Source organism: Ensifer sp. D2-11 (assembly GCF_054161295.1).
Genome location: NZ_CP096433.1, coordinates 1,152,424 through 1,172,589, shown reverse-complemented (window position 1 = coordinate 1,172,589; position 20,166 = coordinate 1,152,424). Strand labels below are relative to the sequence as shown.

17 protein-coding genes are annotated in these 20,166 nt (G+C 62.5%); 5 read left to right on the top strand and 12 right to left on the bottom strand.

What is annotated here, in order from left to right; translation table 11 throughout:
- Nucleotides 1–189: 189 nt before the first annotated feature.
- The 9 genes from M1D34_RS05630 to M1D34_RS05590 form a co-directional block, all read right to left on the bottom strand.
- Nucleotides 190–1,296, bottom strand: a complete 1,107-nt coding sequence (locus M1D34_RS05630; RefSeq protein WP_010969563.1) for a TRAP transporter substrate-binding protein — start codon at nt 1,294–1,296, stop codon at nt 190–192.
- A gap of 292 nt (nt 1,297–1,588) precedes the next feature.
- Nucleotides 1,589–2,617 carry an L-glyceraldehyde 3-phosphate reductase gene (gene mgrA, locus M1D34_RS05625; RefSeq protein ID WP_015007680.1) on the bottom strand — a complete coding sequence of 343 codons (1,029 nt, stop codon included), beginning with the start codon at nt 2,615–2,617 and terminating at the stop codon, nt 1,589–1,591.
- 292 nt (nt 2,618–2,909) lie between these two features.
- The gene (locus M1D34_RS05620) at nt 2,910–4,043 is read right to left on the bottom strand and encodes a Gfo/Idh/MocA family protein (protein ID WP_028011941.1); all 1,134 of its coding nucleotides are present in this window, start codon (nt 4,041–4,043) and stop codon (nt 2,910–2,912) included.
- Between the two features lie 16 nt (nt 4,044–4,059).
- The gene (locus M1D34_RS05615) at nt 4,060–4,821 is read right to left on the bottom strand and encodes a sugar phosphate isomerase/epimerase family protein (protein ID WP_010969566.1); all 762 of its coding nucleotides are present in this window, start codon (nt 4,819–4,821) and stop codon (nt 4,060–4,062) included.
- Nucleotides 4,822–4,877: 56 nt separating this feature from the next.
- Nucleotides 4,878–7,352 (bottom strand): beta-mannosidase, encoded by a 2,475-nt coding sequence (locus tag M1D34_RS05610; protein ID WP_107592059.1) that lies wholly within the window; start codon nt 7,350–7,352, stop codon nt 4,878–4,880.
- 92 nt (nt 7,353–7,444) lie between these two features.
- Entirely contained in the window at nt 7,445–8,530 is a 1,086-nt protein-coding gene (locus M1D34_RS05605; protein WP_003536815.1) for an ABC transporter ATP-binding protein, read from the bottom strand.
- Nucleotides 8,531–8,536: 6 nt separating this feature from the next.
- A complete protein-coding gene (locus tag M1D34_RS05600; RefSeq protein ID WP_003536825.1) occupies nt 8,537–9,478 on the bottom strand; it encodes a carbohydrate ABC transporter permease in 942 nt (313 codons plus the stop codon).
- Nucleotides 9,471–10,379, bottom strand: a complete 909-nt coding sequence (locus tag M1D34_RS05595) for a carbohydrate ABC transporter permease (RefSeq protein ID WP_003536826.1) — start codon at nt 10,377–10,379, stop codon at nt 9,471–9,473. The genes M1D34_RS05600 and M1D34_RS05595 overlap by 8 nt, the downstream gene beginning before the upstream one ends.
- 192 nt (nt 10,380–10,571) lie before the next feature.
- Nucleotides 10,572–11,807, bottom strand: a complete 1,236-nt coding sequence (locus M1D34_RS05590) for an ABC transporter substrate-binding protein (protein WP_003536827.1) — start codon at nt 11,805–11,807, stop codon at nt 10,572–10,574.
- Between the two features lie 484 nt (nt 11,808–12,291).
- On the opposite strand from M1D34_RS05590, the gene M1D34_RS05585 reads away from it, so the two are divergent.
- Nucleotides 12,292–13,353, top strand: a complete 1,062-nt coding sequence (locus tag M1D34_RS05585; protein WP_003536828.1) for a LacI family transcriptional regulator — start codon at nt 12,292–12,294, stop codon at nt 13,351–13,353.
- A 107-nt stretch (nt 13,354–13,460) separates the two neighbouring features.
- Here the strand turns inward: M1D34_RS05585 and M1D34_RS05580 are convergent, their stop codons facing one another.
- Both M1D34_RS05580 and gnd read right to left on the bottom strand, forming a co-directional pair.
- Nucleotides 13,461–13,727 (bottom strand): hypothetical protein, encoded by a 267-nt coding sequence (locus M1D34_RS05580; RefSeq protein ID WP_015007684.1) that lies wholly within the window; start codon nt 13,725–13,727, stop codon nt 13,461–13,463.
- 106 nt (nt 13,728–13,833) lie between these two features.
- Nucleotides 13,834–15,264, bottom strand: coding sequence for an NADP-dependent phosphogluconate dehydrogenase (gnd, locus tag M1D34_RS05575; RefSeq protein ID WP_010969572.1), 1,431 nt, complete (start codon nt 15,262–15,264; stop codon nt 13,834–13,836).
- Nucleotides 15,265–15,698: 434 nt separating this feature from the next.
- Between gnd and M1D34_RS05570 the strand changes: the two genes are divergently transcribed.
- From M1D34_RS05570 to M1D34_RS05555, 4 genes are all read left to right on the top strand, one after another.
- Nucleotides 15,699–17,117, top strand: a complete 1,419-nt coding sequence (locus M1D34_RS05570; RefSeq protein WP_010969573.1) for an alanine/glycine:cation symporter family protein — start codon at nt 15,699–15,701, stop codon at nt 17,115–17,117.
- A gap of 81 nt (nt 17,118–17,198) precedes the next feature.
- Complete coding sequence (locus tag M1D34_RS05565) at nt 17,199–18,092, top strand: DUF6597 domain-containing transcriptional factor (protein ID WP_498781089.1); 894 nt, start codon at nt 17,199–17,201, stop codon at nt 18,090–18,092.
- A 132-nt stretch (nt 18,093–18,224) separates the two neighbouring features.
- Nucleotides 18,225–18,668, top strand: coding sequence for an SRPBCC family protein (locus M1D34_RS05560; protein WP_498781087.1), 444 nt, complete (start codon nt 18,225–18,227; stop codon nt 18,666–18,668).
- Nucleotides 18,652–19,005: a VOC family protein gene (locus M1D34_RS05555; protein WP_003530777.1), complete on the top strand. Its 354-nt coding sequence runs from the start codon at nt 18,652–18,654 to the stop codon at nt 19,003–19,005. Before M1D34_RS05560 ends, M1D34_RS05555 begins: the two co-directional genes overlap by 17 nt.
- 236 nt (nt 19,006–19,241) lie before the next feature.
- Here M1D34_RS05555 and M1D34_RS05550 read toward each other — a convergent pair whose 3' ends face one another.
- Nucleotides 19,242–20,165 carry a lipid A biosynthesis lauroyl acyltransferase gene (locus M1D34_RS05550; RefSeq protein WP_028011933.1) on the bottom strand — a complete coding sequence of 308 codons (924 nt, stop codon included), beginning with the start codon at nt 20,163–20,165 and terminating at the stop codon, nt 19,242–19,244.
- Between the last annotated feature and the right edge of the window lies 1 nt (nt 20,166).

Sequence of the window (20,166 nt, the reverse complement as noted above, 5' to 3'; positions counted from 1 at the left end):
CCTCATCCGCCTGCCGGCACCTTCTCCCCGCGAGCGGGGCGAAGGGGACTCGCGGCAATGCTCCGGTCCTCAATTGGCTCCCTGGGGAGCAACGCACAAGCAGCTTGTCCCTTCTCCCCGTCAAACGGGGAGAAGGTCGCGGCAGCGGGATGAGGGGCAATTTCGAAAAAGTGCCCCCAGTCCGCAGCTTCAGATCTTGCCGTTACGCTGCTGGATCATCATGAAGGTGTCGTAGTTGTATTCCGCAATCTGTGCGTTGAGGAAATACTCGGCGCGGAAGGCTTTGATCGATTCCCAGATCTTCTTGAATGGCGCGTTCGACGCTTCCATTTCCGCGTAGACCTTGTTGGACTCGTCGAAGCAGGCCGACAGGATTTCCGGGCTGAACGGGCTCAGCTTTGCCCCCGCCGCCACGAGGCGCTTGATCGCGGAGGGGTTGAGATAGTCGTACTTCTGCAGCATGTTCGCGTCGGTCGCCTGGCAGGCCGTCCGCAGGAGCGACTGATAGGCCTTCGGCAGGCCGTCGAAGGCTGCCTTGTTGAACATGGCATGCACGGTCGGGCCGCCTTCCCACCAGCCGGGATAGTAGTAATAGGGTGCGACCTTGTAGAAGCCGAGCTTCTCGTCATCATAGGGACCGACCCATTCGGCCGCGTCGATCGTGCCTTTCTCGAGCGCCGGGTAAATATCGCCGCCGGCGAGCTGCTGCGGGACGACGCCGAGGCGTTCCATGACCTTGCCGGCGAAACCGCCGACGCGCATCTTCAGGCCCTTCATGTCGGCAACGGTCTTGATTTCCTTGCGGAACCAGCCGCCCATCTGAACGCCGGTGTTGCCCCCCGGGTAGCCGACGAGGCCCTGGGTTCCGAGAAACTCGTTGAAGAGGTCGATGCCGCCGCCATGATAGTGCCAGGCGTTCATGCCGCGGGCATTGAGGGCGAAGGGCACGGCTGCGCCGAGTGCCCAGGTCGGATCCTTACCCCAGTAATAATAGGCGACCGTGTGGCACGCCTCGACGGTGCCGGCAGCCGCCGCATCCGCTGCCTGCAGGCCCGGGACGATTTCGCCGGCGGCGAAGACCTGGATCTGGAAATTCCCGTCGGTAGCTTCGGACACGTATTTCGACAGAACTTCCGCACCGCCATAGATGGTATCCAGCGATTTCGGGAAGGACGACGTCAAGCGCCAGGTGACCTTCGGATTGGTCTGCGCAATGGCCGGCGCAGCCAGCGCCGATGCAGCAGCCGCACCCAGGCCGCCGATGCTCGCATGTTTGATGAATGAACGGCGATCCATGGTTCCTCCCTGTTTCCCGCCACGAGCAGTCCGGCACGGATCGACCGCGCCACTGCCCGTCGAGCCTTCGTCCGCCCCGTCCGGGACGTCGCAAGGTCTCTTTCCTCCTCGTTATTGCCGGCAACGCTGAAGCCCGCGAAGGCTTTGCGCACCGCGGCACATGTGCACCATACATAATCGATAATGCATGTCCAGCGACCGTTTTGCGCCGTCTTCTTCGACTTTTGTATAAGACGCCGCAAGCGGTTGGAAGTTGCCCAAAATCGAGGCAAATCAATGCATTCGAGCCAATTCAGAGCTCGGCGGATTTGGCCCAGAGATTGACGTCGGCCTCGCGGGCGTAAAGATCGATCTCGCTCAGTTCCTCTGGTGTGAAAGTGTCGTTTTCCAGCGCCTTGACGCAGTCGACGATCTGTGCGGAACGGCTGGCGCCGATCAGCGCCGAGGTGATGCGGCCTCCGCGCAGCACCCAGGCGAGTGCCATCTGCGCAAGCGTCTGGCCGCGCCGTTCGGCGATGGCGTTCAGCTTGCGGATATTGTCGATGATCCCCGGACGGATGAAGTCCTTCTTGAGGAAGTGGTTCTGCGCGGCGCGGCTGTCCTCGGGAATGCCGTTCAGGTACTTCGTCGTCAGCATGCCCTGGGCGAGCGGCGAAAAGACGATCGAACCGATGCCGAGTTCCTCCAGCGTGTCGACGAGACCGTCATCCTCGACCCAACGGTTGAGCATCGAATAGCTCGGCTGATGGATGAGACAGGGCGTGCCCATCTCCTTCAGGATTACCGCCGCCTCGCGGGTACGCTGGGAGTTATACGAGGAGATGCCGACATAGAGCGCACGCCCCGAGCGGACGATGTGATCGAGCGCTCCGCAAGTCTCTTCGAGGGGCGTTTCCGGGTCGAAGCGATGGGAATAGAAGATGTCGACATAGTCGAGCCCCATGCGTTTGAGGCTCTGATCGCAAGAGGCGACAAGATATTTCCGGCTGCCCCACTCGCCATAGGGGCCGGGCCACATGTCATACCCCGCCTTGGACGAGATGATGAGTTCGTCGCGCAGGCCGGCGAAATCGCTGCGCATGATCTCGCCGAAGGCGATTTCGGCCGAGCCGGGCGGCGGGCCGTAATTATTGGCCAGATCGAAATGGGTGATGCCGAGATCGAAGGCCGTGCGGCACATGTCCACCTTGCGCTCATGCGGCGTGTCGCCACCGAAATTGTGCCAAAGACCCAGCGAAATCGCCGGCAGCTTCAAGCCGCTCCTGCCGCAGCGATTGTACTTCATCTTCTCGTATCGGTTTTCCGCCGGTTGCCAGGCCATGACTTATGTTCCTTCGTTCGCTTCGGTGGCCTTGAATACCCCTCCCCACAAGGGCCCTCAAGAGGGAGTAGATCGATAAAGGGCCCCTCATCCGCCTGCCGACACCTTCTCCCCGCAGGCGGGGCGAAGGGGATAGCGGCAGCCGCTCGATCACCTCTCACACCGACAATAGCAGCAGGGAGCCGGCCGCTTGTCCCTTCTCCCCATCAAAATGGGGAGAAGGTGGCGGCAGCCGGATGAGGGGCACCGGCAAGGCCCGGGCAACCGGAGGAGGGTCAACGCAGAAGCAGGCTCAGCGCAACAACGCCCGCGCCTCTTCAATACCGAGCGCCGCCGGCTGAGTGCAGGTGGTCGACAGCGTGACGAAGCTTCCCTCCTCGCCGGATTTCAGGATCGACACCATCACGTCGACACCGTGCAGCGTACGTTCCAGCGAGCAGCGGGCATCGCGCCCCTTGAGGATCGCATCGGCCATATCCGCAAGCCCCGCCGTACGATAATTGGCGATCGGGCCGAGCGGATGGTCCCAGTTGTTGACGGCGAAGGGGTGCTCCCACATTTCGAGCGGCTGGATGTCCTTGTTCCGTCCGCTCGCCTCGACGATGCCGCCGAAGAAATTCGGATCCGGAACGAAGAGCGACCCTTCGGTGCCATAAAGCTCCATGTTCGCATGACGATGCGCCCAGACATCCCAGCTTGCCGATAGCGTGATGGTGGCGCCGTTCCGGAACTCGAGCAGGGCATGAATGTTGGTGGGCGTCTTGACCGGGATAACCTCCCCGTTTCTGGGTTCGCTGCTGATGGTCCGCGTCGTGCTTGCCATGGAGGAGAGTGCGGCTACCCGTTTCACCGGTCCGATCAGGTTGATCAGGTTTGCTATGTAATAGGGTCCGAGGTCGAGCACGGGCCCGCCGCCCGGCAGGAAGAAGAAGTCCGGATTCGGATGCCACATCTCCATGCCCGGGCTCATGACGTGGCAGGTACCGGAGGTGACCTGCCCGATCTTGCCGGCGTCGATATAGGCGCGCGCAAGCTGATGGGCTCCACCCAGGAAAGTGTCCGGTGCGCAGCCGACGGTCAGCCCCTTCCCCGTGGCGATTTTCCTGAGCTCTTCGCCCTGCTCCAGCGAAAGCACCAGCGGCTTCTCGGAGTAGACATGCTTGCCGGCTTCCAGAATGGCTTTCGAGACCGGAAAGTGCGCCTCCGGGATCGTCAGATTGACAACGATGTCAACTTCCGGATTGGCGAGCAACGCATCGATGCTCTGCGCCGTGACGTCGAATTCGGCGCCCCGTGCTTCCGCCGCCGCCGGATTGATGTCGGCACAAGCGGCGATCCGAATGCCCCTGAACAGGGGGGCGAGCTTGAAATAGGTCGTGGAAATATTGCCGCATCCGATGATGCCGACACCAAGTTCTTTTGTCATGGGACTTATCCGTCGATCAGTAGGATTGAATCGAAGCCAGCGAGCGCTTGGCGAAACGCCTGAAATCGCTGGGATTGTCGTGTTCGGCGACAAAGTATTTAACCGAGGTTCTGGAGAGCGCCTGGATCAGTGCCTTCCAGTCGAGCGTGCCCTCTCCGACGTCGGCCCAACCATCCTCGTCCGCTTTCTCGCCCTTGGGCGCGATGTCCTTGACGTGGACCGCCGTGATGCGGGTTGGATATTTGGAGATCCAGCCGAAGGGGTCTGCCCCGCCGCGCACGATCCAGGCGATATCCGCCTCCCAGGAAAGGTCCGGACCGCCGGCGAAAATCTGGTCGAGCGGCACCGAGCCGTCGGCGAGTGCATGGAACTCGAAGTCGTGATTGTGCCAGCCGAAGTCGAGCCCCGCATCGCGGAACGGCTTGCCGGCCGCCTGCAGCCGTGCCCCGAAGGCTCGCCATCCGCCCGCATCGCCCGGGCGCTGGTCCGGCATCAGGTAAGGGCAATAAATAGCGCGAATGCCGAGCGCCTCGGCGATCTCAAGCACGCGTGGAGCGTCGCTCTCCAGCATATCCAGGCCGAAATGCGCGGTCGGCATGGAGAGACCGTTGCGATCGAGCCCTGCCTTGAAATCGGCGATCTCCGCGTCCGAGAGGGCCGCGTAAAGGGCACCGTAGCCTTCCACCTGTGTGTAGCCGGCAGAGCCGACAGCAGAGAGGACCTCGGCAAAGGGCGGAAAATTGCGGGCGCTGTAGAGCTGGAAGCTGACGTCTTTCATCGAAATCTCCTGGTGGTTTCGTTGGAACGGTTGCTTGGGAGTGCGCGTAAAAGGGGTCACCCTTTTCCCTGGCAGGATTCGAGATCGTAGGCGCTGAAGCGTGGGCTCGCGCCCGCGTCGAGCGCTATCCTCGGGGTGAAACGGATCGATTTCGTCTCGCCGGCGGTCAGATCGAAGGCATTGTCGGAATAACGTCCCTCGACATCGGCCTCGATCATGACGTGCAGCGCCAGCCCGGCTGCCGTTACGGCGACATCGAAGGAACCGTCCGGCCGAGGCACCGCCTCGATGGTCAGGCCGGAAGGCACGAGATCGAGCGCCTTATAGGTACCGTGGGCATAGTGTCCCTCGCCCGTTGCCCCGTTCGAAGCTTCGAAAGACCAGAAGAGCAGCGTGTCTGGCGGAATGTCCTTCGCGGCGACCGTCACGAGTGTCGACGCGCGATCGGCCGGGCACGTCCCCGCTGCGGCGAGCAGCCGCTGCCGATTGCCGTCGAGCGAGACCAGGAACGCCTGCAACTCGACCGTCGCCGGCTCGGCCGTGTCGTTCACCATCGAGAAGGCGATCTCCCGCCCATCCGCAGAGGGAATTGCGGCTACGGCAACCGGCTGGAAGAAGCGGCGCGCCATGTAGTGCATCGCCTTCCAATGTCCGCCGTAGTCGAGGCTCGACCACGACGCGACCGGCCAGGTGTCGTTGAGCTGCCAATAGAGCGTGCCCATGCAATGGGGCTTCAGCGACCGCCAGTAGTCGACGGCCGTCCGGATCGCGAGGCCCTGCTGGATCTGGCTCAGATAGACGAAGCTCGGAAAATCCTTGGGGAAGCGGAAGTAGCGGAACATCGTGCCGGCAATGCGTTCGTTGCCGCCGGCATTCTTCTGATGCGCCTCCATCACCGGCGAGGCGATATTGAGGTCATGCGCTTCGGCGAACTGCCGGATGACCGGCATCGAGGTGTAGGACTGGAATCCGAATTCCGAGCAGAAGCGCGGCCGCACCGTGCGGTAATTGTCGAAGGATTTGTTCTCGTGCCAGACGGACCAGTAGTGCATGTCGCCGGCGCCGTCGGCGTGCCAGGCGTCGCCGAAATCGAGGTAGCCGACGGAGGGGCTGGACGGCCACCAGATCGCTTCCGGGCAGGCCTGCTTCATCGCCGCCTCGACCGTCCGGTTCAGGCGATCGTACGAGACGAGATAGCGGTCGCGATCCCGGCGGCTCTCCTCGAACCAGGTAAGCGCGCCGACAAGCTCGTTGTCGCCGCACCAGAGCGCGAGGGACGGATGGGTCGAAAGCCGCCTGACCTGATAGTCCACTTCGGCCGCAACATTCTCCAGGAAATCCGGCGTCGACGGGTAGAGATTGCAGGCGAACATGAAATCCTGCCAGACGAGCAGACCGAGCCGGTCGCACAGATCGTAGAACCAGTCGGGCTCATAGAAGCCGCCCCCCCAGACGCGGATCATGTTCATGTTCGCGTCGACCGCCGAGCGAAGCAGGTCCTCGACACTTTCGGGCGTGACGCGCGACATCAGAGCATCCGCCGGTATCCAGTTGGCCCCGCGGCAGAAGATCTCGCGGCCGTTTACCCGGAAGGCGAAGCGGCTCCCCGCCTCGTCCTTATCGGTGACAAGCTCGATCGTGCGGAAGCCGATCTGACGCGTGACGGTTTCGCCGGGCACCTCCACCTTGAGCGTCGAGAACGCCTGGTCGCCGCTGCCGGCCGGCCACCAGCGCCTGGGCTCCTGCACCGTGAAGACATGGGTAAGGCGCGTTTCCCCGGCGCCGACCGCGCAATCCAGCCGCTCGCGCACGCCGTCGAGCATGAAATGGACCGGCACGATGCCGGGTTCACGGGCGAAGAGCTGGACCGTCACCTGCAGATCGACGGACCCGTCATCCAGCCACATCTGACGCGTGGTGACATGTTCGATGCGGGCCGTTTCCAGCCGGCAGAGCGCCAGCGAGCCGTAGATCCCGAGCGGCGCGATGGCGATATTCCAGTCCCAGCCGAAATGGCATTGCGGCTTGCGCAGCATGTTTCCGTTGGCGATCGGCGAATTGCCGTCGTGATAGGGCACGTAGAAGGGTTGCGCCGCCTGCCGCCGCGCTCCCTCGGCAATTGCCGAATGGAGCACGATGCGAATGCGGTTCTCGCCGGCGACGATCGCGCCCGATACGTCAGGCCGATAACGGCGGAAGCAATTCTCGGCCTGCAATACGAGTTCATCGTTGACGTAGACCGAGGCGACCGTGTCGATGCTTTCGAAGTCGAGATACCATCCCCCGTTCAGATCGTCGGCATCGATGACGACGGTGCGCTCGAGCACCCAGTCTTTCCGGGCGACCCACTGGACATCGGCCTCGTTTCGGCCGCGATAGGGATCGGCGATGATGCCGGCCCGCTGCAACGCGCTGTGCACGTCGCCCGGCAGCGCGATCGTCAGGGCGTGGCTGTTATCGGCGGCGGCAAGCAGCCAATCGCCGGAAAGGTCGATACGGACGGCATCGCGGTTCGGGGTCTCGGAAGGCATTTCCATGGTCCATTCGTGCACCGGGCGGCCTGCACCGGCGCCGTTTCATTGATGCGGACCGAGTCTCGTATCCCGGTCCGCTTCGCGACTTGTCAGAGGCGGTTTTCACTCTCGGCGTCGAAAATCGACGCGACGCCCATGTCGAAGGAGAGGCGCACCGTGCTTCCCGGCGGGTAGCGCCTCTGGCCGGCGATCCGCACCGACATCGATTGGCCGGCAAATGTCAGCCATAGGAGGTTGTCCGCCCCCATCGGTTCCTCGATGTCGACGACCGCCTGATGCGTTGGCTCGCCGTCCCTCGCCTCGTCGACCTTCACGTGCTCCGGCCGCAGGCCGAGAACGACTTTCTGGCCCGGCTGCAGCCTGGTATGCGCCGGATAGGCGGTCACGTCGAAGGCGATGCCGCCGGCCCGAACGAAACTGCGTCCATCCTTCGCCTCCACCTCGCCGCGGAAGAAATTCATCGACGGCGAGCCGATGAAGCCGGCGACGAAGAGGTTCTCCGGGGCGTTATAGATCGTCATCGGATCGGCGAGTTGCTGGATCACGCCGCTTTTCATGACGGCGATCCGGTCGGCCAGCGTCAGCGCTTCGATCTGGTCATGGGTGACGTAGATCATCGTATTCTTCAGCGACTGGTGCAGGCGCTTGATCTCCACGCGCAGTTCGGAGCGCAGTTTGGCGTCGAGGTTCGACAGCGGCTCGTCGAACAGGAAGACGTCGACATCGCGCACCAGCGCCCGGCCGATCGCCACGCGCTGCCGCTGACCGCCGGAGAGCTCCGAAGGTTTGCGCTTGAGCAGCGGCTGGATCTGCAGGATCTCCGAGGCCCGCTTCACGCGCTTTTCGATTTCGGCCGGCGGGATCTTGGCGACTTTCAAGCCGAAGGAGAGATTCTTCTCAACGGTCATCTGCGGATAGAGCGCATAGGACTGAAACACCATGCCGATGCCGCGGTCCTTCGGCTCCTCCCAGGTGACGTTGCGGTCCTTGATGAAGATCTGCCCGTCGGAAACGTCGAGCAGCCCGGCAATGCAATTGAGCAGCGTGGACTTGCCGCACCCGGAAGAGCCGAGCAGGACGAGGAACTCCCCGTGATCGATGTCGAGATTGAGCCTGTCGAGCACGGTGACGGCGCCGAAGTTCAACGACAGGTCCCTGACAGATACGCTTGTCATGCTTGCTTATCCTTTCACTGCGCCGGCTGCGATGCCGCGGACGAACAGGCGGCCGGAGACGAAGTAGACCGTCAACGGCACGAGGCCGGTCAGGATCGTGGCCGCCATGTTGACGTTGTATTCCTTCACGCCCTGAACCGAATTGACGATGTTGTTGAGCTGGACCGTCATCGGGTAGTATTCCGGCCGGGTGAAGACCACGCCGAAAAGGAAGTCGTTCCAGATCCCGGTCACCTGGAGGATCATCGCAACCACGAAGATCGGCAGTGACATCGGCAGCATGATCTTGAAATAGATCGTCCAGAACCCTGCGCCGTCGACGCGTGCGGCCTTGAAGAGCTCCTCCGGCAGCCCGGCGAAATAGTTGCGGAACAGCAGCGTCAGGATCGGCATGCCGAATATCGTGTGCACGATGATCAGGCCGGTCAGCGTCCCGTAGACGCCCATTTCTCTGAGCACGATCACGATCGGATAGATCATCACCTGGTAAGGGATGAAGGCGCCGACGATGAGGATGGTGAAGAACAGATCGGCGCCCTTGAAGCGCCAGTTGGCGAGCGCGTAACCGTTCACGGAAGCGATTGCGATCGAGATGATCACGGACGGCACGGTGATGCGCACCGAATTCCAGAAGCCGCGGGAAAGCCCATCGCAATTGAGACCGGTGCAGGCCTCCGCCCAGGCTTTCACCCAGGGCTCGAAAGTGATCTCGAGCGGCGGAGCGAAGATGTTGCCGACGCGGATCTCGGGCATGCCCTTGAGCGATGTGACGATCATCACGTAAAGCGGCAGAAGATAGTAGAGCGCCACGACGATCAAAGTGCCGTAGACGATGATATTGCGGCGGGAGAGCGTCCGGCGCGGCTTTCTGCCGCGAGGCCCGGCCATGGGACCGCCGGGGGCAGTCTCGTAAGCCGCGGCCATGCTGTGATTGGCGATGTTATCCACGCTTGCGCCCTCCTCCGAACTCCAGATATGCCCACGGCACGATGATGATCGCGACGGTCACGAGCATCATGGTGGAGGCGGCAAAGCCCTGGCCCAGGTTCTGGGCCTGGAACATGTAGTCGTAGACGTATTTGGCGGGCACTTCGGAGGCGATGCCCGGGCCGCCGCTCGTCTGCGCCACGACGAGGTCGTAGACCTTGACGATGCCGCTCGCGATGATCACCAGAGTGGTGATGAAGACGCCGCGCATCATCGGGATGATGATCAGCACATAGGTCTTCCACATCGGGATGCCGTCGACCCGGGCCGCTTTCCAGATGTCCTCGTCGATCCCTCGCAACCCGGCCAGCATCAGGCACATGACGAGGCCCGTTCCCTGCCACAGCGCGGCGATGAGAATGCCGTAAATGACGATGTTCGAATTGTAGAGCGGGTCGAAGGAGAAGCTCGTCCATCCAAGAGACCTGACGATCGACTGGATTCCGTATTGCGGATTGAGCAGCCATTGCCAGACGAGGCCGGTGACGATGAACGACAGGGCGAACGGATAGAGCATGATCGTCCGGAACGTGTTCTCGAAACGGATCTTCTGGTCCATCAGGGCGGCCAGGACGAAGCCGATCACCAGGCTGAAAACCAGCGAGAGGCAACCGAAGACCGCCAGATTCTGGATCGAGACCAGCCAGCGAGGCGCGGCCCACAGCCGCTCATACTGGTCGAAGCCGACGAAGGCGAGCCGCGGCAGGAGCTTGGAATTGGTAAAGGAGTAGACGACCGTCCAGGCCGTGCCGCCCACGAAGATGACCATGGCCGTGAGTATCATCGGGATAGAGGCGATCTTCGCATTCAGGTTTCGCAGCCACTGGTTCGGCCGCGCCGAGCCACGTGTTAGACCTGTCATGTTTCCTCCTCCGGATCTGCAAAAGGTTTTCTTGTGATGGGCACCGCGGAATGCGCCGGCGGCTCACGCCCATTTGCCGCCCTCGCCCGCCACGCCTGCGCCGACAAAAATCAGCGCAGGCGGCACGATTTCACCGTGCTCTCGGCGAGGGAAGATCAGCCCCGTCAAAGTGCGGGGCTTGGAGCGCCGCTCTCAATCCGCAGCGGCGATGATGTCGGCGAAACGCTTCTGCGCATCTTCCGGCGTCATGGAGTGGTTCGCGAAGAACTCGGAGAAGAGGTCCTCTTTCTGCTTCTGGCTGTCGGCCGACAGAAGCTGGTCCGTGCCCTGGATCACATTGCCCTTGGCGAGGATATCGAGGCCCTTCTTCATGCAGTCGTTCGCGGCCGCGAGATCGACGTCCCCGCGCACCGGCAGAGAGCCCTTCTTCAGATTGAAGGCCACCTGCGTTTCCGGCTTGAGCAGGGTCGACGCCAGCACTTCCTGCGCCTTCGACTTTTCCTCATCCTCCAGAAGCGGGAAGTAGAACGCGTCGCCGCCGGTCGAGATCACCTCGTTGACGCCGAGACCCGGAAGGCAGGTGTAGTCCACGCCGGCTTTCTGACCCGCAAGCTGGAACTCGCCCTGGGCCCAGTCCCCCATGATCTGTCCGCCGGCCTTGCCGGTGATGACCATGTTGGTCGCCTGGTTCCAATCCTGGACGTTGGTGCCCTTCGACATGCGGCGGGCATCGTCTGCAGCCTTGAAGACTTTGGCGATTTCAGGCCCGGCCGCCACTTCCTCATCCTTCTGGGCGAAGACCTTCTCGAAGTTCTCCTTGCCGGCGATCGCGACCATCAGCACGTCGAAGGCGCCGTTCGCCTGCCACGGCTGACCGCCGACGGCGAGCGGAACGATCCCGGCCTTCTCGAGCGCCGGTGCGGCTGCGACGAACTCGTCCCAGTTCTTCGGAACTTCGACGCCCGCCTGTTTGAAGGCGGCGTTCGAAAGCCAGAGCCACTGCCAGGAGTGGATATTGACCGGCGCGCAATAGATCTTGCCTTCGATCGTGCAGGAGTCGAGCAGGCTCGACGGCTTCACGATTTCCTTCCAATTTTCCTTGGTGGCGATATCGGTGAGATCGCGCATCAATCCCGCCTGCACCAGCTCTTCCGCCTGACGGCCATGGTTGAACTGGGTGGCGGCCATTGGGTCACCGCCGGTTATGCGGCTGATCATGATCGGGCGCGCCGTACCCCCGGAGCCGGCGATCGCGCCGTCGACCCACTTGTTTCCGGTTGCGTCGAAAGCCTTCGCAAGCTCGGCAACCGCGGCCGCCTCTCCACCCGAAGTCCACCAATGCGTGACCTCGAGATCGGTCGCGCTGGCAGCGCCGAAGGGCAAGGCAGCGGTTGCGCCCAAAGCGGCAGCTAGAAAACGTAAATTCATGAGTGTCCTCCCTCACTGTAACGTTGCCGTAAAAACTTAGATCAAAGAATTTCCCCGCGCAACACCTACAACGGCCAATTCACGATAAATGCGAAAATACAATTTTTGGTAGTACATTCCTGTGAGAAAGGTATCGACGAAGCGTCTGGTCAAAGGCAGGGCTCTCAACGTGTTTTCCGAGGTAAGCTGTTAGTAACGCTGGGTATTCCCATACTTTTCGTCTCGGAGGAGCCTTTAATGACTTCCCATATGCGACATCGGCGCTCTCCGTGGCGGAACTCAACCTGCGGGTTGCGCCCTTCGCATTGCAGCAACGAAAATGCTCGACATTGCTACTGTATCGTTACAGATTTCCGGCTGAACATCGGCGTCGATGAATGTGGCCGGCAGCCGTATTTCGTATATAAGGCGGGGCGACGCGGCCTGCGGTTGAACGAGTGCGACGGGGGGCCGTGGTTCAGGAGAGCGGATTGGCGTGACGGGCATGGATGGCAAGACGAAGAACAGAGCGACGACGGCGGCGCCGGTCGAAGGCGGCAGACCGACCCTTAAGACGATCGCCTTCATGACCGGGCTCGGTGTCACCACCGTCTCGCGCGCCCTGAAGGATGCTCCGGACATCGGTGCGGAAACCAAGGAGCGCGTCCGTCTTGTAGCAAAACAGATCGGTTATCAGCCCAACCGCGCGGGTGTTCGCCTCAGGACGGGCAAGACCAATGTCATCAGTCTCGTGCTGACGCTGGAGGAAGAGATCATGGGCATCACCAGCCCCATGGTCATCGGCATCACCGAAATTCTCGCCGGCACGCAATACCACCTGGTCGTGACGCCCTACAGTTCGGCCAAGGATCCGCTCGGCCCGATCCGCTACATTCTCGATACCGGCGCGGCGGACGGGGTGATCATCTCCCGAACCGAACCCAACGATCCGCGGGTAACGCTACTAACCGAGCGCCACCTGCCCTTCGCCACCCATGGACGCACCGAGATGGGGCTGATCCATCCCTATCACGACTTCGACAACGAGCGCTTCGCCTACGAGGCGGTCCGAAAGCTCGTCGACCGCGGCAGGCGGCGGCTGGTGCTCCTCGAGCCGCCGCCGAACCTGACCTTCCATTCGCACATGCGCACCGGTTTCGAGAGGGGCGTGAGGGACTTCGGCGCGGAAGCCGTAAGCTTTCACCAGGTCAACATCGACCACAGCCTGGTGGCCATCCGTGATGCATTCGAGAAGCTGATGCGTTCCCCCGATGCCCCCGACGGTGTGGTTTCCGGCAGCGGCTCCGGCGCGATCGCGTTGATCGCAGGGATCGAAGCGGCAGGCAAGAAGGTCGGCGAGGACGCCGAAATGGTGTCGAAAGTGCCGAGCGACTTCCTGCGCTGGCTGCGTCCGGAAGTAATGACGATGTATGAGGACATCCGCATTGCCGGGCGCGAGCTCGCAAAGGCTGTGATCGGCCATATCGAAGGCCGCCCGCCGGAGACGCTTCAGAGCCTCAGCCAACCGGAATTCCAGCCGCCGATGGCGAGGTCGGCGGTATCGTAAGCCTGCCCCGCCTGTTACCAGCGCCCCTCATTCCTGTGCTGTCACAGGAATCCAGCCAGTCCAAGTCCTTGGGCTGAAAAGACTCTTCCGCGCCGATGCAGCAGGGCTCAAATCCCAGCGGCAGGCCAGTACTTGTCGTCGGTAAAATCGCTTGGGATGGGATTGAGCTGCTCGAGCTTTCCGGCGACGAAATCGATCTGCATCTTCAGGTACTGGACAGGCCCTGGGATAGGCGCGCCGGTTGCCAGGCTCCGCACCCGCCACTGCTCATAGCCCGCCGCCTTTATGCGCCTCTCCGCCTCGTCGCGGATGGTTACCGATCCGGCGGCCGTGACCTCCGCCGCCTTTCCCCCTTCGATCACTGTGAATTTCATGCCTGCCTTCTCGAATGGCTCCCTTATTGAGACCTTAAACGCCGGGGCTTGCCTGGACGTGTGGTTAGAGGGGCGGCCCAGCCGCCCGCTCTAAACTCATGCGGGCTCAAGCGTTCAGCCCGCTGCCCCACGGACCGTGATGGCTGTCTGCGCCATCGACACGGTCGAAACCGTGGGCGCCGAAGAAGTCGCGCTGCGCCTGGATGACGTTGGCCGTGCCGCGGCCGCGGCGGTAGCTGTCGAAATAGCCGAGCGCCGAGGCCAGCGCAGGCACCGGCAGACCGCCGAGGACGGCCGTCGAAACCACCCGTCGCAACGCGCCGTCGCTCTCCTTGACCATGGCGGCGAAGGCGGGGGTGACGATCAGGTTCGCGGCATCCGGTGCCTTGGTAAAGGCGGTGGTGATCTCGTCGAGGAACTGCGAGCGGATAATGCAGCCGGCGCGCCAGATCTTTGCGATCGTCGGCATCGGCAGGTTCCAGCCGAACTCCTTCGACGCCGCCGCCATCACTGCGAAGCCTTGCGCATAGGCGCCGATCTTGGCGGCGAGCAGCGCGTTTTCCAGGTCCTTGATGAAGCCGTCCCTGTCGGCCACCTTGATTTCGCCGACCGGCGGCAGACCGAGAACCTTTTCGGCGGCTTCCCGCTCTTCCTTCGCCGAGGAGATGCTGCGCGCTGCGACCGCCGCTTCGATTGCGGTCGCAGGCACGCCCATGTTCTGCGCCTCGATCACCGACCATTTGCCGGTGCCCTTCTGACCGGCCTTGTCGAGGATCATATCGACGATGGGCTTGCCGGTCAGCGGATCGGCGGCCTTCAAGACCTTCTCGGTGATTTCGATCAGGTAGGAGTTGAGCCGGCCCTTGTTCCAGGCGCCGAAGACCTCGCCGATCTCCTGTGCCGTCATCTTCAATCCGTCACGCAGGATCCCGTATATCTCGGCGATCATCTGCATATCGGCATATTCGATGCCGTTGTGGATCGTCTTGACGAAGTGCCCCGCCCCGTTCTCGCCGAGCCAGGCGACGCAAGGGTCGCTATCATATTTCGCAGCGATCGAGGTCAGAACCTTCTCGACGCGCCGATAGGATTCTTCCGTGCCGCCGACCATGATCGAGGGCCCGTGGCGCGCGCCTTCCTCGCCACCGGAGACGCCCATGCCGATGAAGGTGAGACCCGAGTCCTTCAGCGCATCGAAACGGCGCATCGTGTCGCGGAAATTGGCGTTGCCCGCATCGATCATGATGTCGCCCTTGGCGAGATGGGGCTTCAGGGCCTCCATCTGCTGGTCGACCGGATCACCGGCCTTGATCATGATAATGATCGGACGCGGCGGGCGGATGGCGGCGACGAATTCTTCGATCGTTTCGCAGGGGACGATCTGGTCCTTGAGTGCGCCGGCCTCAGCGTAGAATTTGCGTGTCGCGTCGACCGTGCGGTTGAAAACGGCGATCCTGTTGCCTTTTTCAGCGATGTTGAGCGCCAGGTTCGAGCCCATGACTCCGAGACCGATTAGGCCGATTTCCGCCTGTGACACGTGATTGCCTCCATTGGACAGGAGAGCCGGCCACGGGGCGCAATCGCGCGCGTGCCGGCCCTTCGAATTGATCTGCGCGTGTCTGCCGCCCCCCAAGGAAATCAGGGACCGGACGGCACGCGGCGGCGGAGGCTGTTTTGGCATTCAAATCGATTTACGACAAGCCGTTCCTGACAAAATCAAACCTTTTCCGACCCCTGCTCGACGCCTTGAACACGCGCCGGAAGGCACGCTCTACGCCCTCCTTCTGAATGCGTCCGAAGCGAATCCACGGGATATATCGCCTCATGCCCCGTGTTCTGCCCGATCCAGCCCCGCAGAGCCTTGATCTGAGTCGAGTTTGCGCCCTAATGCCGCACAATACGTCCGAGTCCCCGCGCGACGGGAACGTGGGGCCGGCGCGCAACCTCCAATGCAATAGGAGCGAGGACCGTATGGATACGATCATCGGCTTTCTGAACACGATCTTCTGGGGCTATGTGCTCATCTATGGTCTGCTTGCGGTCGGCCTTTATTTCACGGTCCGGCTCGGCTTTCCCCAAATCGTTCATTTCTCCGAAATGTTCCGGGTCTTAAGCCGCGGCGGCAGCAAGGATGCGGCCGGGATCAGCCCCTTCCAGGCGCTTATGGTCAGCCTCGCCTCACGTGTCGGAACCGGTAACCTCGCCGGCGTGGCCGTCGCTCTCTATCTCGGCGGACCCGGCGCGACCTTCTGGATGTGGATCGTGGCGTTCGTCGGCATGGCGACCGCCTATGCCGAGAGCGCGCTGGCTCAGCTATACAAGATTCGCAACGAGGACGGGCAATACCGCGGCGGCCCGGCTTTCTATATCGCTCGCGGCCTCAATGCGCCCTGGGCGGCCACGATCTTCTCGGCCTGCCTCATCCTCTCCTTCGGTCTGGTGTTCAACGCCGTTCAGGCAAACTCGATCGCCGATGCGGTCCAGGGCGCCTTCGGCGTGCCCAAACTCGCAGTCGGCGTGGCCGTTGCCCTCCTCTCCGGCGTGGTGATCTTCGGCGGCATCCGCCAGATTGCCCGCGTCGCCGAGATTGTCGTTCCCTTCATGGCCGCGGCCTATCTGCTCACGGCCGTCTACGTGCTGATCGCAAATGCCTCGGCGGTGCCGGGCGTACTCTGGACGATCATCTCGAGCGCCTTCGGCTTTCAGGAAGCGGCCGGCGGCATCACCGGCGGGATTGCTGCGGCGATGCTCAACGGCGTCAAACGCGGCCTCTTCTCGAACGAGGCAGGCATGGGCTCGGCCCCGAATATCGCAGCCGTGGCGACGCCTGTACCGCACCATCCCTCGTCGCAGGGCTTCGTGCAGTCCCTGGGCGTCTTCATCGACACGATACTGATCTGCACCGCGACATCGGTGATGATCCTGCTTTCGGGTACGCTGGAACCCGGCTCCGGCGTCACAGGAACACAGCTCACGCAGGCGGCGATGAGCACCCATATCGGCTCGGCCGGCACCTATTTCATCGCCATCGCGATCTTCTTCTTCGCCTTCACCTCGATCATCGGCAACTATTCATACGCCGAAAACGCGCTGACCTATCTCGGCGGGGGCAACCGACTCGGGCTTATGATCATGCGTTGCGCCACGCTGGCGATGGTCGTCTGGGGAGCCTACGAAAGCATTACCACCGTTTTCGACGCGGCCGACGCCTCCATGGGTCTGATGGCGACGATCAATCTCGTCGCGATCCTGCTCCTTTCGGGGACCATCGCAAAGCTGACGAAAGATTATTTCGAGCAGCGTAAAGCGGGCGCCGTCCCGGTTTTCCACGCGGCCGACTATCCGGAACTGCAGGGAAAGATCGACGGCGAGATCTGGTCGCGCGATTAGGGCCAGCTGGGATCGCCGAGGCACTCCTTGCCTCGGCGATCGGGCATTGACCGCGCGGGTTCGCCGGCGCAAAAGAGGGCAATGGGAACGTCCTGCCCCGCATACGACAAAGACGCCGGCGCCCCCGAACGGCTCCAGCAGGAGGCCAGGTTGAGGCTCGGTCCTCCCGCACTCGCCCAGACGAGGGGAATCTACCGTGAGCAGTCGCCCCCTGCGGCGCTTGCCTCCCACTTCAAATGCCTCTGGCTGCATCGCATGCCCGACGGCGCCCCTTCGACAATTGCCGTCGTACCCGACGGTTGCAGCGACATCATCTGGTCGTCGAAGGGGCTCGCCATCGTCGGTCCCGACAGGATTGCCGCCTTTCCCGAGCTTCCTGCCGGCGAAACCATCATCGGCGCTCGATTCCGGATCGGCGCGGCGGCGTCGTGGTTGCGGACGCCGCTCCGTGAAATGACCGGCCAAACGGTGCCGCTCCATCTGGTCTGGGGACCGGCTGCGAACGAGATCGAGGCGCGGATCAGGGATGCAGCGAGCACGCCGGAGCGGCTCGGTGTTCTTGCCGCGGCCCTGCTTGGACGTCTATCCGCCGAGCCGCCGCCGCCGCCGCCGGACATTGCGGCTTGCGTCGCACATCTCCAGGTCGGCCGGTCGACCGTGGACGATCCTATCCGGACCCTCGTCCATGAGATCGGCACCAGCGAGCGGACACTTCGCCGTCACTGCCACGAGCATCTGGGCTACGGCGCAAAGACCCTCGGCCGCATTCTTCGCCTGCAGCGCTTCCTGGCCGCCTGCCGCTCGCGGCCCGGGGACACGCTGGCAAATCTCGCTGTCGATGCCGGCTATGCCGATCAGGCCCATCTTGCCCGGGAGGCAAGAGGGCTCACATCCTTCACGCCGCGCGAAATCCAGCGGCAGTTGGCCGCGCGCTTCGGCATTGGCCGGGTTGAGAATTTCCGCACAACCACCTGATTCAAAAGACTTTGTCACGTCCATAGGCGACCGGCACCGTTAATCGGTTTCGAGCCTACGCGGCAAGATTGGCCGTTTCGTTCAAGACCATTGCCTGGCGCAATGCTATAAATCCCCTCGACGGAGGAACGCATGGCGACGATGACGGCCCGGATCATTCACACCTCGATCGAGCGCGACTGGCGCGAGGTCTATGCCTTCATGGCCGACCACGGGAAGATGCCGCTCTGGGCGACCGGTCTCTCCTCCGGGCTCACGCGCGACGGCGACGAGTGGATCGCACCCGGCCCCCTCGGAAATGCCCGCGTCCGCTTCGTTGCCGATAACGAATTCGGTGTGGTGGATCACCTGGTGACACTCGGTAACGGCGCGCGCGTCCACAATGCGCTTCGCGTCGTGCCGAACGGCGACGGTGCGGAAGTCATGTTCACCCTGCTCAGGCAGCCCGGCATGACCGATGCGCAATTCGCCGAGGACGCGGCCTGGGTCGAAAAGGACCTTGCCGCGCTCAAATCCATCCTGGAAACCGGTAACCACAATCAGGAAAGCGGCAAAGATAATGGCCAGCAAAGGTAACGACAAACGTATCGACTATGTCGAATTCAACGTGACGGATATCGCCGCAAGCAAGGCCTTCTACGGGAGCGCTTTCGGCTGGACCTTCACGGATTACGGCCCGGAATATTGCGAGTTCGGCGATGGGCGATTGACCGGCGGTTTCACGACACTCGGCCCGGTCCGCAGCGGCGGTCCGCTCGTCATCATCTATGCCGACCAGATCGAGGACGCTCAGCGACGGGTCGAAGCCGCAGGCGGCAAGATCGTCAAGCCTATCTTCACCTTCCCGGGCGGTCGGCGGTTCCATTTTGCCGACCCCGATGGCTATGAGCTGGCGGTGTGGTCCGCGCAGTAGCCGTACGCCTGTTCATTCGCCGAAGCGGATGAACAGCGCGCCGACGAGCCCGAAGACGACGATGCACTGCAGGATGAACATGGGCCACTCCTGTGACATCTCGTTTCCTCCTTTCGGCGGACGCTGTCACGATTTCCTTCGCGCATGCCCGGCGCACTCCAGACAATCCCTGAATCGGCACCGATTTAAGGAGACGGCGGTTTACGAGGGGAAAAGATGTGCGTCAGGAGACCGGCTCAAAGAGACCGCTTGATGTGCCAGCGGTCATGATACCAGAGCCACTGGCCCGGATATTCGCGAACCCAGCTCTCGACCTTGTCGTTCAGCATCTGCGCCGTTGCCGTGACATCGACGCTGCCGTCAGCCCTGCGGGGGATCTCGACCGCCGGCTCGAGCTCCAGCCGGAAGCGGTTGCCGGGCAGGCGAATGCAACGGGCCGGATAGACCTCGCAATTGAACTGGCGGACGAGCTTGGCAAGCAGCGGATTCGTCTGCACGTCCTGCCCGAAGAATTTCGTCTTCAGGCCCTTACGGAACTTCTGGTCGACGAGCACCCCGACGCCGCCGCCGCGTTCGAGCTGCCTGGCAAGGGCGAAAGAGGAGCCGGCATGCGACGGCACGAGGTTGCCCATGCGCTCCTTGCGGAATTCGAATACCCGGTCGGCGAGATAGGGATTGTTCGGCGGCCGGAAGAGCACCGTCACGTCGAGGCCGAAGGCCGAGCCGGCAACCGGCAGCATCTCGAAATTGCCGCTATGGGCCGTGAAGACGATGAAGGGCCGTGGATTGTCCCGCAGCTCCAGGAAGAGCGGGATGCCCGAAACCTCCACCCTGCCCGCCTCCGCGCGCGCCGGATCGAAGTCGAAGAGCTGATCGAGGAACACGTATTCGGCGGCGAGCCGCCCCATATTGCCCCAGCTCTCGAGCGCGATCGCCTCGATCTCGGCATCGCTCTTCTCGGGAAAGGCATTGCGCAGATTGATCAGCGTCAGCTTGTGACGACCAGTCTTCGGCCCGATCCAGCGGGCAACGCGATCCATGAAGTTGATGGCCATGTCCGCGGGGAAAAGCTTGAGTATCGTGAGAAGCAGCAGGACGAACTGCGCGATCGACCATTGACGGGAGCGATCCGCAGCAAGCACCAGCCGTGTGATCAGCATC